The following is a 13,097-nucleotide window of genomic DNA, read 5'->3' as shown; positions in this document are numbered from 1 at the left end:
TATTTCCCGATCCTTAAATCAGCGTATACTTGGATAGATCATCATTTTTGTCGCTTTACGAAGAGGATCCCTTTGTCCGGAACCTTGCCCTTGCCTTGAGCCAGGGGGGGGATTCCCGCATGCAGGTGCGGGGCTTATCCGGTAGTATGGACATGGTCCTCCTTCAAGCGATTACCAAACTGGCAGGAGGATTTCACGTGGTTTTGGCGCATGACAGGGAGGAGGCAGCTTACCTTGCCGGAGATTGGCAGGCACTGACCGGTTCCCAGCCCTATCTGTTTCCAGCCAGCTACAAAAAGCCCTACCACCACGAGGACATCGAAAATGCCAATGTGCTGATTCGCGCGGAGATTCTGAACCAGCTTTCCCAGTCATCCACCGATGGCAAGGTTTTGATCAGCTCTCCGGAGGCCATCTACGAAAAGGTGGTCAATAAGAAAAGTTTGAAAGAAAGCACCTTTACCGTTCGGACCGGTGAATTGGTGGATTTGGCCTTTGTCGAAGAGTTGTTTACTACCTACGGGTTTGAAAAATCCGATTTTGTGTACGAAGCAGGGCAATTTGCTGTCAGAGGCGGGATCATCGATGTTTTTTCCTACGCCAACGATCTGCCATACCGACTAGAATTGTTTGGACAACAGATCGATAGCATTCGCGTGTTCGACCCCGAAACCCAGTTGTCCACCACTCCGGTTGATCAAATCAATATCCTACCCAATATTCAAACCACCCTACAAGAAGAGTCCAGGCAGCCGCTGGCAGACTTCTTCCCTCCCGACACCTGTTTTTGGATCAAGGATTACGCCCACTGTATGGGCGTATTGGAGGGCTTGTACCAGAAGGCCGAAAATTATTTTCGGGAGGGAGGGACCGCCGGAAAGTCCTTGTTGATGGCACCTGAGAAGCTTTTCTTGTCCGGGGCTGAGTTTGAGGCGGCCATTTCTCCATTCCGGCAAATCGCCTTTGGGCACGTATTTTCGTGGAACGACGTGCCGGAATTTCTATTTCACGGGCAGCCGCAGCCGTCTTTCAATAAGCATTTTGATTTATTGGTCAAGGACTTGAACGAAAACGCGTCCAAGGGTATCCGGAATATCATTTGTTCGGAAAGCGACAAGCAAATAGGCAGGTTGTTGAATATTTTTTCGGAACTGGACCCTAGTTTGGAGGTCCAAACCCTACCCATTGGATTGCGGGCGGGGTTTATTGACATGTCATTGAAACTGGCTTGTTATACAGACCATCAGCTATTTGAGCGGTACCACCGGTACAAGACCAGCCGTACCAGTAGCAAGTCCAAAGCGCTTACCCTCAAGGAAATTAAAGATTTGCATCCGGGGGACTTCATCGTTCACGTGGATTATGGGATCGGAAGGTTTGCCGGACTGGAAAAGGTGGAGGTAAATGGTAAACTGCAGGAGGCAATTCGACTGGTTTTCCGCGACGATGACTTATTGTTTGTCAACATTCATTCGCTGCATAAAATTTCTAAATACAGCAGCCAGGAAGGAACGCTTCCCACCATGTCGAAACTTGGTTCTCAGGATTGGGAAAATAAGAAAAGCAAGGTGAAGAAAAAGGTAAAGGACATTGCCAAAGACCTCATCCGGCTGTATTCCAAAAGAAAATCCGCCCCCGGCCACCGTTTCTCCTCGGATAGTGTACTCCAGGTAGAACTTGAAAGCTCGTTCATTTATGAAGATACGCCCGACCAGGCAATGGCTACTGCGGATGTCAAAGAAGACATGGAGAAACCCTACCCAATGGACCGGTTGGTATGCGGAGACGTGGGTTTTGGTAAAACGGAAGTGGCAGTACGTGCGGTCTTTAAGGCGGTAAATGACCGAAAGCAAGTGGCGGTATTGGTGCCTACCACCATACTTGCCATGCAGCATTACCAAACCTTTAAAGAAAGACTGGCCGATTTCCCGGTTGAAGTGGCCTATATCAACCGCTTTCGAACAGCAAAGGAGATAAAAGAAATCATCGAGAAAACAGGCAATGGGGAAATTGACGTGCTGATCGGTACCCACCGGATTGTAAACAAGGACATTAAATTTAAAGACCTGGGCTTATTGGTCATAGACGAAGAGCAGAAATTCGGCGTGAAGGTAAAGGAACAACTCAAACAACTACGTGTGAACGTGGACGTACTCACGCTGACCGCCACTCCCATTCCCCGGACCTTGCATTTTTCTCTGATGGGAGCCAGGGACCTTTCGGTGATCGCCACCCCTCCGCCAAACAGACAGCCGGTGACCACTGAAATCTATACCTTTCGGGAGGATATCATCCGGGATGCGATCGCCAATGAGCTGAGTCGCGGGGGGCAGGTATTTTTCGTGCATAACCGCGTAGGAGAAATCGATTCCATTGCGAACCTGATTCTTCGGCTCGTGCCCGATGCACGAGTGGTCGGCGCACACGGCCAGATGGATGGAAAAAAGCTCGAAAAGATCATGGTGGATTTTATTGAAGGGGTCTACGATGTACTGGTTTCCACCAACATCATCGAATCCGGACTGGATATTCCCAATGCGAATACCATCATAATCAATCGTGCACACATGTTTGGTATGAGTGACCTGCATCAAATGAGAGGGCGAGTGGGGCGCAGCAACAAGAAAGCATTTTGCTACCTCCTGACGCCTCCCACTTCCACCCTAAGTGCCGAGTCGAGAAAGCGGCTACAGGCCTTGGAAGAATTTTCCGATTTGGGAGACGGATTTAAAGTGGCCATGCGGGACCTGGATATACGCGGTGCTGGAAACCTGCTTGGCGCCGAGCAAAGTGGCTTTATTTCAGATTTGGGCTTCGAAATGTACCATAAGATACTGGATGAAGCCGTTCAGGAGTTGAAACACACCGAATTTGCCAGCCTGTTTGCATCCGATTTGAAGGAAAAAACTGCCGTACTGGTGCAGGACTGTGTGATTGAAACGGATCTGGAACTCCTGATTCCCGATAGCTATGTTAGCAATATTTCGGAAAGGCTGAGCCTCTATTCCAAATTGGATGGGATCAAAGAAGAAGGGGATCTTGCGGCGTTTAAATTAGAGATACGGGATCGGTTTGGGCCCGTTCCGGACCGGGTGGAGGCTTTGTTTGAAACCGTGGAACTCCGGTGGATGGCCGAGCGCCTGGGCTTTGAAAAACTGACCTTGAAAAATGAACAAATGAAATGCTACTTCGTTTCTTCTAAAAACGATCAGTACTTCAATTCTGCGGTTTTCCGAAGCATCATCGCGTTCATTCAGTCCAATGGGCGGTTTTGTAAAATAAAAGAAACAAAAGATCGTTTACTACTCATAATCAAAGGTGTTGATTCCATTGGAAAGGCCAAAAAATGGCTACAAAATATGCTGGCAAACGAGTAAATTGGCGGTGGTACACCGGCGCTACCCGCTTGGTCAAGAGTAGGTTAAGACGCTCCGTACAGGCGCTCCGGCAAAAAAAATAGAAATTCACGAAAAAATTTTCATGCGGACATTAGTAGCAATGGTATGAAGGTTTTTGTAGAATTTCACAAATTCGGCCAATTCCTTGCTTTTAGACAAGCAGGCAGAGAAAAAAGATTATTGGTATAATATATTATTGATCCTATATTAGCGTTTTAATAGGGCAAAACCAAAACGTTGTCACATGAAACTGGGTAACAAAAAATTTCATTTTAGTTTTTTTGCCGGACTGGCATTGCTTGGATTTTTATTTACGTCCTGTGGAAATCAAACCAGCCGCAGGACAGCAAGCGATCCTGGTGGAATCAGTGCCTCCACTGGAGCCAGGTATAGTTTTGACGAAGAAGATTCGACCTCCTTTCAGGTATTTAGATTACCGAGAGAGGTAGTAGGCCCCCGACTGGTATTTATACAAGGGGGAAGGGCCGTTTTGGGCTCACAGGAACAGGACATCATGGGCTTTCGGGACAACGTGGAGCGCACGGTAACCATCGCTTCCTTCTACATGGACGAAACGGAGGTCACCAATGTTGATTACAAGGAGTTCTTGTTCAACATGGCCAAGCGAGACGGAGTCAGTGCCGATTCGATTCAAAAGTTAGAGCCGAACGAGAAAGTCTGGGACGGTACCATGTCCTACAACGATGTGTATGCCACCTACTACTTCAGGTATCCGGGATTCAACTTTTATCCGGTAGCCGGTGTCAGTTGGGTGCAAGCCAATGCCTACAGCAAGTGGCGTACAGCCTACGTAAACGAATTGGAGCGTGAGAAAAACGAATTGGATTCCGCACTTACTCAGGATCAGTTGATTGAACGGGGTTCCGTGTTCCCGGATTACCGCTTGCCCAATGAAGCGGAATGGGAGTTTGCTGCAAAAGCCATGATCGGAACCCAGTACATGGATGAAAATCAGGAGAACGGACGGATTTATCCCTGGGACGGTAGAGGCCCCAGAAACCCCTACAATATTAAAAGAAAATCAAGGCAAGGCGACTTTTTGGCAAATTTCAAGCGTGGGCGTGGTGATTACGCGGGGATCCCCGGAAGCGTATCCAATGACGGTGAAATTATTCCTACAAACGTGTACGATTTTCCCGCAAATGATTTTGGATTGTACAACATGGCTGGAAACATGAACGAGTGGGTGCAGGATGTATACCGACCCCTTTCCTTCCAGGACTTTGATGACCTGAATCCGCTTAGAAAAGACGGGGTGTACGATGACGAAGATACTTACAACACCACATTGATTGACGATAACTACCGGGTGTACAAGGGAGGGTCCTGGAGGGACGTGGCCTATTGGCTTGCTCCCGGTACCAGGCGCTTTATGCATCAGGATTCCGCGTCCAATCATATCGGATTCCGTTGTGCGATGATCGCGGTGGGAGGAAAAGACCGGTAAAAGATCTGTTCGCTTTAAGAATGTAAAGAAAAGGGTGGTTCACCCTTTTTTTATGCCTTCTTTTTTTTCTTTTGCATTCACAAAAAAGTCGTTGGGACGACCCAAAGGCAAAAACAGTACTTTTTCTGTTTAATCTTGAATTTAATGGTATTTTTGTAGGTATAATTTATTTAACCTTAGGCATTTGTATGGACCGGGCTTTATTTTTAGTTTTCGTGCTGCTGTTGTTGGTTCAGGAAGGGTTTGGCCAAAGCTGGAGACGCGTCGGAGATTGGGGAAACGATTACACTGCCATCCATTGGGTGGATGAAAATTTGGGATACATAGCCGGCGAAAATATTTTTCTAAAATCCATTGACGGAGGACTAAGCTGGGTGGAACTCAAGTCGCCGACCTCGGAAACGTTGCTGGATATTTCGTTTTACGACGAGCAGAAAGGCCTGGCCATTGGGGACAATGGTTGGATCTATCGTACCGAGAATGCCGGCTTGGATTGGAGCAGCTATTTCCACGGTTCTGGAAAAATCCACACCGCCATCCACTATATAACCGACCAGCTGGTTATAGCGGTAGGACTTGGTGGATCAATCCTCCGCTCGCTTAACGGCGGATTGACCTGGGAGGACGTTCCCCTCAGTAGCGAGGCAGATATACATGCACTTACTTTCGTAAACGATACCCTGGGTTTTGCTGTGACCGCCGAAGCTGAAATCCTGAGAACAATTACCTCTGGGGCGAATTGGGAACGCATACCCTCCGGGTTTCCCGCGGCGCTAAACGATATTTTCTTTACGAACGATACGGTGGGGTATGCCGTAGGTAATCTGGGGACCATCATCAAGACCGAAGACGGGGGTAACCATTGGCGGTTTATCAACAGCGGAGTCGATACAGACCTGAAAAAGGTAACCTTTAATCCGGCTTTCCCGCAAATTGGCGTAATCAGCGGAGACAGGGGAACCATCCTTAGAACCGATAATGGGGGGTTAACCTTTCTTGCCACCAACTCCCGGACGCAACAAGACCTGACCGAATTGGCTTTCCGGCCGGGTACCAATAACGTGCAGGGCGTGGGGGACAGTGGGACCCTTATTTCGTCTAACAATTCCGGTATAAGTTGGGCGGTCCGGCTCTCCGGAAGGTCCACCGATTATACGGCACTACAATTTACGAGTGACCTTCGGGGGTACCTTGTAGGCGAACAGGGACTGATTCTACTGACGGGAAACGGAGGAAACTCCTTTGTGGACCGATCCAGGCCTATTTCGCTCCCCTTTAATGCCGTGTATTTTGTAAGTGCCGGCGGAGGTTTCGTCGCCGGTGACAACGGGAACATCATTAGCACGACCAATTCGGGTGTCAATTGGACGACCTTGAATCCCGGTACAAACAGAAATGTGAACGGATTGTATTTTTTTGATTTTAATCAGGGCTTTGCGGTGGGCGAGAGTGGTCTGATTGCCAAAACCGAAAGTCGCGGCCTTACCTGGGAAATTATTCCCTCGGGACAAGGGGAAGTTACATTTAACGAAATCGTTTTTTTTGATGAGAATGCAGGCCTCGTTGCCGGCGAGGACGGCACCCTGCTCCGTTCGGAAAACGGGGGTGCAACCTGGAGTAGGGTGGCCTTGGGAAATACTGCTAACCTGCATGCATTGAGTTTATTGGACGAGAGCTCGGCCATCGTGGTAGGCGAGGGAGGAATTATGTTCAAGACCCTCGATCGCGGAATCAGCTGGCAGCGCCTGCAGACCGGCTTCAATGTGTCATTTAGCGATGTAGCATTTCTGGATGAATCGGTGGGCTTTGTCACCGGTGAAGAAGGGACCATCTTGCGGACCTTTGATGCCGGAGATTCCTGGAAAAACTGCCGACCAATACGTTTCAGGATTTTACCGGGTTAAGCTTTGGTGATTTAAACGTGGGTTACGCGGCGGGGGAAAACGGTATTTTTTACCAATATACCTGTCAGGTACCGCAGGACATCGCCACGATTTTTGGGGAGGACGATATCTGCCTGAGTCAGCAAATCTACACCATACAAAATCCAGAAGAGGAGGGCGTCAGTTTTGAATGGCGGGTAGATGGAGGTACCATTTTGGAAGGTCAGGGTACGACACGGATAGTGGTGCGTTGGGATACACCTGGCAGAAATGCCGTCATGGTACGTGGTCAGAATAATTGTGGAAATGGACACACCCGTGCACTGGAAGTAGTCGTTTCCGACCAGCCCCGGCAAACTACCGAGATACAAGGCGAAGGGGTGGTATGTGTAAATACCCTGGAAGCCTATTCTGTAGACTCCATACCCGGAACCCAGTATTTCTGGTCGGCTACCGGAGGTGTGGTGCGGGCCGGACAAGGAACCGCCCACATTACCCTTGAATGGACGAATCTGGACGAACAGTCCGTATCCGTCTCCACTACAAACCCCTGCGGGCAGGGGCCCAGTACAGAAAAGCTGATCCGGGTAATCACCATTCCCGATCAGCCGGCGGTTATCGAGGGTCCGAATCGCGTCGGATTCCAGGAAGTGGATTACGAAATTCCGGCAGTGCAAGACATCAATTACCAATGGACAGTGGATAGTGGAGGGGAAATCATCAGCGGGCAAGGGGGCCCTCTGGTACGCATCCGCTGGGAAGCAGAAGGAAACCACGTATTGGAAGTTACCCCCATGAATGCCTGTAATCAGGGTCCCAGCCAGGTATTGTCTGTCAATGTGAACCTAATCACCTCTCTGCCCGAACGAACGGATGACACCCGGGTGCGTGTGTATCCGAGCCCTTCGTTTGGAGACCTATACCTGCAGCTGGAAGGGCTGCCCTCCCTCAGAAGTCTGGAGGTAATCAATGCCATGGGCCAGAAAATAAGGGACATTCCAACCCGCGAAGGCCAGTCGCTGTATCCAATTACCGGACTCCCGAAAGGGATGCACTTGCTGGTGTTCCGGACCCGTACGGCGACTTTCCGGCGAAAAATCGTGGTATTCTAAGCCTCTATGCCTCCGTCTTTCATTTTTTCTGCGTTTTCAGCAAATCGAAGCGCGCTGATGAATTCCTCGATATTACCCTCCATCACCTCCGGTAGGTTGTAAACCGTCTTGTTGATGCGGTGATCGGTGACCCGGCTCTGGGGATAATTGTACGTACGGATCTTATCGGAGCGGTCCCCGCTGCCAACCATCGATTTCCGTTGGGCGCCGACGGTTTCGTTGCGCTTTGCCAATTCAATTTTGTAAATCCGCGAACGCAATACCTTCAGGGCTTTCTCAAAGTTTTTGATCTGGGACTTTTGGTCCTGGCAGGTCACTACCAGCCCCGTTGGTTCGTGGGTCAGGCGTACTGCGGAGTACGTGGTATTTACCGATTGACCACCGGGTCCCGAAGAACAATACGTATCCTTTCGGACGTCGTTCATATCGATTTGCACATCCACTTCTTCCATTTCCGGAAGCACGGCCACCGTTGCTGCCCACGTATGAACCCTTCCCTGGGTTTCGGTAGCAGGTACCCGCTGTACGCGGTGTACGCCGGATTCGTATTTGAGCATACCGTACACGTCCGCTCCCGAAACCGAGCTGATGATTTCCTTGTAGCCACCCGAGGTGCCAAAGGTCAGATCGAGTACAGTGAGGTTCCAGTTTTGCTTCTCGCAAAACTTTTGGTACATGCGAAAAAGGTCACCGGCAAATAATGCGGCCTCGTCTCCTCCGGTACCGCTCCGTATTTCCAGAATACAATCCTTTGAGTCGTTGGGGTCTTTCGGGATGAGCATTTTCTTTAATTCTTCCTCCAGTTCCTCTTTTGTATCTTTTAGTTCTTCCCACTCCAGTTTGGCCATCTCCCGGAATTCCGGATCTTTTTCCTTTTCCAAAAGTGCCTTGGTGCTGCGGATGTTCTCCAGCGTGAGACGATAGGTTTCGTACACGGCTACCACTTTTTCCAGGTCTTTGTATTCTTTGGAAAGTTTGGTATACTTCCCCATATCCGACATGGCCTCTGGCTGAATGATCAGCTGGGATACTTCTTCAAATCGTTCTTTTATGGCTTCCAGTTTATCCAGCATGGTTCGTTTTGGTTTGGATTCCAAAATTAAACAATATTGTTGACGAATTCTCTCCTGGCGGCCCCGAATGGTGTAACAGTGCCTTTAGGGCTTTGAATTCGTGATTTTTATCTGCAAATGAACATTTTTGCCGACAACAGTGTATCTTTAACTAACGGATATCAATGAAAGGTTTTATGAAAAATTTTAATGCACTTCTTTCTATCGGGGCAATCGCTCTGGCGTTTCTTTCTTGTAGTGAAGGCAAAAAGATCGACCGGGATGTGGTGGAACAGGTGAATCAGGCAAACGAGGTCAAAAAAGTTTCTGAATCGGATATCATCGCTTATGCCATGCAATGGGGCGACGAAATCAGCCAAGAGGCACAGGCCGAATTGATCGGTGCTCTCCAAAAAGCGATCGGAGAAAAAGGCGTGCCCGGAGCAATCGATTTTTGTCAGGTGGAGGCATTGCCAATTACCAAGAAAGTATCCGACAAGTATGAAGTGGAAATACGGAGAGTATCCGCGAAAAACCGAAATCCAGCGAACGAACCCAACGAACTGGAAAAAACACTGTTAGACGCGTACCAATACAATGTTGAAAACGATGTCGACAGTCGTTCCAATATTCAAAAAGTCGAGGACGGCCAGGTACTCTTGTATACCAAAGCAATTACCATCCCGGGAGGACTTTGTCTGAATTGCCATGGGGAACCTGGCAAAGAGATTGATCAGGCTACCCTGGAAAAAATCAATACCCTGTACCCCGAAGATAAAGCGACTGATTTCAAGGTGGGGGATCTGCGGGGTATGTGGAGCATTTCCATTCCAAAAAAAGAAGTGGTAAAAAACATGTAGGGACCCCACACAGCTTATTTCCTTCTTTTCTCCTCGTACTTACGTATATTCGCACTGAAAACCCAATGCTCAGGGGAATGAAAACGTATTTTGTTTACCTATCTGCTTTTCAATGAAAAACCTATACCTGGTAGCTGGACTGCTGCTGCTACACAACAGCCTGATCGCCCAAATTAAAAGTCCTGCCGAATTCTTGGGGTATGCGCTCGGAGAGCGTTTCACACCGCACCACAAGGTGGTTGACTACTACCGCTACGTCGCCAGTGAAAGTCCTGCGGTACACCTGCTCGAGTACGGACAAACCAATGAACTACGTCCCTTGATGGTGGCTTTCGTTTCGTCTGAAGAGAATATCAATCGATTGGAAACCCTCCGAACCGATAATCTCAAACGGGCAGGACTTCTGGAAGGATCTCCGAGGCTGTCTGTTCCGGTGCACTGGATGAGTTATAACGTACACGGTAACGAAGCCGTCTCTTCCGAGGCCAGCATGATGACCCTTTTTTCTCTTGTGGGACCGGAAAGCTCGAACTATAGTGACTGGCTGGATGAGGTGCTCGTGGTCCTGGATCCCTGTATTAATCCCGATGGTCAGGAGCGGTATGTCAACTGGTACCAACAAAAAATGAATGCGGTTTTGCAACCCGATTTGCAATCCATCGAACACCGGGAACCCTGGCCGGGAGGACGCCCCAACCACTACCTGTTTGACCTGAATAGGGATTGGGCCTGGCAGACGCAGGTGGAATCCCAACAGCGGCTGGCCTTGTACAACGATTGGCTGCCACAGGTACACCTGGATTTTCATGAACAGGGGATTAATTCTCCCTATTATTTTGCCCCGGCAGCCGAGCCCCTTCACGTACAATTGACCGACTTTCAACACGAATACCAGGAACGCTTTGGACGAAATACGGCCCGCTATTTCGATGCAAACAATTGGTTTTACTTCACCAAAGAACGGTTTGATTTGCTATACCCAAGTTATGGAGATACGTATCCCATGTACAACGGTGCGATTGGCATGACCATCGAACAAGCCGGCTCTGGAAGGGCCGGAATTGGTGCCTATACGGCAGATGGGGATACCCTCACGCTGGCAGATCGAATCGTTCACCATCATACGACCGGCATTTCGGCCCTACAAACCACCTTTGAACTGAAAGAACAGGTCATGGAAGCCTATACCGATTATTTTGTGGAAAGTAGCACGAATCCCATCGGTCCCTACAGAAGCTTTGTAATCAAGGGCAGCAACCCGCCGGCCAAGACGCAAGCTTTGCTATCCTTATTGGATAAAAATAACATCCGCTACGGTGTGAGTGGTAAGACCGCTAACCTGACCGGATTTTCGTATCAAAGCGGGCGGACGGAGCGGATGGTCTTGGAGGAAAATGACATCGTCATCAATGCCTATCAGCCCAAGTCCGTGCTGACTCAGGTTCTGTTTGAGCCCGAACCGGTACTCAAGGACAGCATCACTTACGACATCACTTCCTGGGCCCTTCCCTATGCGTACGGCTTAGAGGCCTATGCTTTAGAGAGTCGACTGGATGCGGGAGAGGCCTATGAAGCGCCTGTTTTCACAGCCAATCGACCCAATGTAGAGACATTGGCCTACATTGCTCCCTGGACGGCGACCGTCCATGTAAAGTTTCTCGCTAGCCTGCTGCAGGAGGGGATTCGTGTTCGCTACAACGAGTATCCCTTTGAGGTAGGCGGAAATAGCTATCCCACCGGATCGCTACTCATCACCCGGGGAGGAAACGAGTACGTGCCGAATTTTCATCAAAAAGTAACCGATTTGGCAAATTCCTTTCGAATTCCTTTGGGACACACCGAAACGGGATTTGTGGACAGCGGAAAGGATTTTGGTTCTTCGCATGTGCGCCTCATTCGGAAGCCCTCCATTGCCCTGGTGGGTGGCTCCGGCGTATCCTCTTTAAATTTTGGCGAAATCTGGCATTTTCTGGACAGTGAATTAAATTATCCGGTAGTTATTCTGGAAGGGAATCAATTGTCCAGCGCGGATTTGAGCAACTACAATGTATTGATACTGCCTTCCGGAGACTATTCGGAGGAGTTTTATGAACCGCTGATCAATTGGGTTACTTCCGGAGGCAAGTTGGTGGCCCTGGACGAGGCTTTGACGCTCTTTGCTGACAAAGAGGGAAGCATGCTTCGGACCTATGCCGACGAAACCGACAAGGCCCGTTGGGACAGTGTAGCGGCGGCTTCCCAGGCCGTAGAAAAGACTGCGCCCTACCTGGAACGTGAGCGACTGGATATTTCCAGTTATGCAGCAGGAGCCATTTTTCAGGTGGAATTGGATGCCACCCATCCTCTGGGCTACGGGAAAACGGGGAAATATTACTCCCTAAAAAACAGTTCCGATCGCTATGCACTTATGAATCAAGGGATTAATGCCGGATACATTGCTGGAACCGATAGTCACCGTACAGGCTTTATCGGGTATAAGATCAAGCCCACCATGGCAGGCTCGCTGGTGTTCGGTGTGGCACCCAAAGGAGCCGGGCAGTTGATTTATCTTGCCGATAATCCGATCTTTAGAAGTTTCTGGGAAGATGGTAAGTTGATTTTGGCAAACGCTCTTTTCCTTTCCGGTAATTAATAAAGTTGTTCCTTAATTCGGTTGGTGAACGTTTTTTTCTGGTTTTTGCGTATATTTCTCTGAAACTTACCCAGCAGGTATGAACCACTTAGTTCCCAATCAGGCGGATACCTTTCGTTGTCCCTGGTGCCTTGGATTTGAACAATACATACGGTACCATGACGAGGAATGGGGGGTCCCGGTCTATACCGACCGCAAGCATTTTGAGTTTCTGGTGTTGGAAAGCGCTCAGGCAGGTTTGAGTTGGGCGACCATTTTGAAGAAACGGGAAGGCTATGCCCGGGTTTTTCACAACTTTGATTACCAAAAAGTAGCTGCTTTCAACCAAAAGGACATTGAGAGCTGCATGGCCAATCCAGCCATTGTGAGGAATCGCCTAAAGATAGAGGCCGCGGTAACCAACGCCCGAAAGCTAATCGAACTGCAGCTGAATTACGGAACCTTTACCGATTATATCTGGGGCTTTGTGGACGGAAGACCTGTTCAAAACGAATGGAAGGACCTTTCCATGGTTCCCGCTGCAACCCAACTTTCCAATCAAATAGCTCGTGATTTGAAACAAAAAGGATTCAAATTTCTGGGCAGCACCATCGTTTATTCACATTTGCAGGCTACCGGACTCGTAAATGACCACTTGGTACAATGCTTTCGGCACCAGGAAGTCAAGCGACTGAGCCGTTAAAAAACCTTTT

General features: G+C 49.0%; 8 protein-coding genes. 7 read left to right on the top strand and 1 reads right to left on the bottom strand.

The features are described from left to right. Positions 1–29: 29 nt before the first annotated feature. The 4 genes from mfd to ABWH99_RS00475 all read left to right on the top strand — a co-directional run bounded on the left by mfd (position 30) and on the right by ABWH99_RS00475 (position 7,861). A complete protein-coding gene (gene mfd, locus ABWH99_RS00490; RefSeq protein WP_375584357.1) occupies positions 30–3,377 on the top strand; it encodes a transcription-repair coupling factor in 3,348 nt (1,115 codons plus the stop codon). 265 nt (positions 3,378–3,642) lie between these two features. Then, positions 3,643–4,866, top strand: a complete 1,224-nt coding sequence (gldJ, locus tag ABWH99_RS00485; RefSeq protein WP_375584356.1) for a gliding motility lipoprotein GldJ — start codon at positions 3,643–3,645, stop codon at positions 4,864–4,866. Between the two features lie 188 nt (positions 4,867–5,054). Continuing rightward, positions 5,055–6,770 carry a WD40/YVTN/BNR-like repeat-containing protein gene (locus tag ABWH99_RS00480; RefSeq protein WP_375584355.1) on the top strand — a complete coding sequence of 572 codons (1,716 nt, stop codon included), beginning with the start codon at positions 5,055–5,057 and terminating at the stop codon, positions 6,768–6,770. A gap of 17 nt (positions 6,771–6,787) precedes the next feature. Beyond that, positions 6,788–7,861, top strand: a complete 1,074-nt coding sequence (locus ABWH99_RS00475) for a hypothetical protein (protein WP_375584354.1) — start codon at positions 6,788–6,790, stop codon at positions 7,859–7,861. On the opposite strand, the gene prfA is transcribed toward ABWH99_RS00475, so the two are convergent. Further along, positions 7,858–8,934, bottom strand: coding sequence for a peptide chain release factor 1 (gene prfA, locus ABWH99_RS00470; RefSeq protein ID WP_375584353.1), 1,077 nt, complete (start codon positions 8,932–8,934; stop codon positions 7,858–7,860). The genes ABWH99_RS00475 and prfA overlap by 4 nt on opposite strands. 176 nt (positions 8,935–9,110) lie before the next feature. Between prfA and ABWH99_RS00465 the strand changes: the two genes are divergently transcribed. The 3 genes from ABWH99_RS00465 (at position 9,111) to ABWH99_RS00455 (ending at position 13,087) form a co-directional block, all read left to right on the top strand. Beyond that, positions 9,111–9,773, top strand: coding sequence for a DUF3365 domain-containing protein (locus ABWH99_RS00465; protein WP_375584352.1), 663 nt, complete (start codon positions 9,111–9,113; stop codon positions 9,771–9,773). A 112-nt stretch (positions 9,774–9,885) separates the two neighbouring features. Further along, positions 9,886–12,405 carry a M14 family zinc carboxypeptidase gene (locus ABWH99_RS00460; RefSeq protein ID WP_375584351.1) on the top strand — a complete coding sequence of 840 codons (2,520 nt, stop codon included), beginning with the start codon at positions 9,886–9,888 and terminating at the stop codon, positions 12,403–12,405. A 79-nt stretch (positions 12,406–12,484) separates the two neighbouring features. Then, complete coding sequence (locus ABWH99_RS00455; RefSeq protein ID WP_375584350.1) at positions 12,485–13,087, top strand: DNA-3-methyladenine glycosylase I; 603 nt, start codon at positions 12,485–12,487, stop codon at positions 13,085–13,087. Positions 13,088–13,097: the final 10 nt, after the last annotated feature.

Source organism: Cyclobacterium xiamenense (assembly GCF_042140265.1).
In the GTDB taxonomy this organism is placed as follows: domain Bacteria; phylum Bacteroidota; class Bacteroidia; order Cytophagales; family Cyclobacteriaceae; genus Cyclobacterium; species Cyclobacterium xiamenense_A.
The sequence above is the reverse complement of the archived record's forward strand: the minus strand, read 5'-3'. Positions and strand labels throughout refer to the sequence as shown.

What these genes read in the sequence shown, in the direction of transcription:
- gldJ (WP_375584356.1), top strand. Translation starts at nt 3,643, where the DNA reads ATGAAACTGGGTAACAAAAAATTTCATTTTAGTTTTTTTGCCGGACTG.
- ABWH99_RS00480 (WP_375584355.1), top strand. Translation starts at nt 5,055, where the DNA reads ATGGACCGGGCTTTATTTTTAGTTTTCGTGCTGCTGTTGTTGGTTCAG.
- prfA (WP_375584353.1), bottom strand. Translation starts at nt 8,934, where the DNA reads ATGCTGGATAAACTGGAAGCCATAAAAGAACGATTTGAAGAAGTATCC.
- ABWH99_RS00465 (WP_375584352.1), top strand. Translation starts at nt 9,111, where the DNA reads ATGAAAAATTTTAATGCACTTCTTTCTATCGGGGCAATCGCTCTGGCG.
- ABWH99_RS00460 (WP_375584351.1), top strand. Translation starts at nt 9,886, where the DNA reads ATGAAAAACCTATACCTGGTAGCTGGACTGCTGCTGCTACACAACAGC.
- ABWH99_RS00455 (WP_375584350.1), top strand. Translation starts at nt 12,485, where the DNA reads ATGAACCACTTAGTTCCCAATCAGGCGGATACCTTTCGTTGTCCCTGG.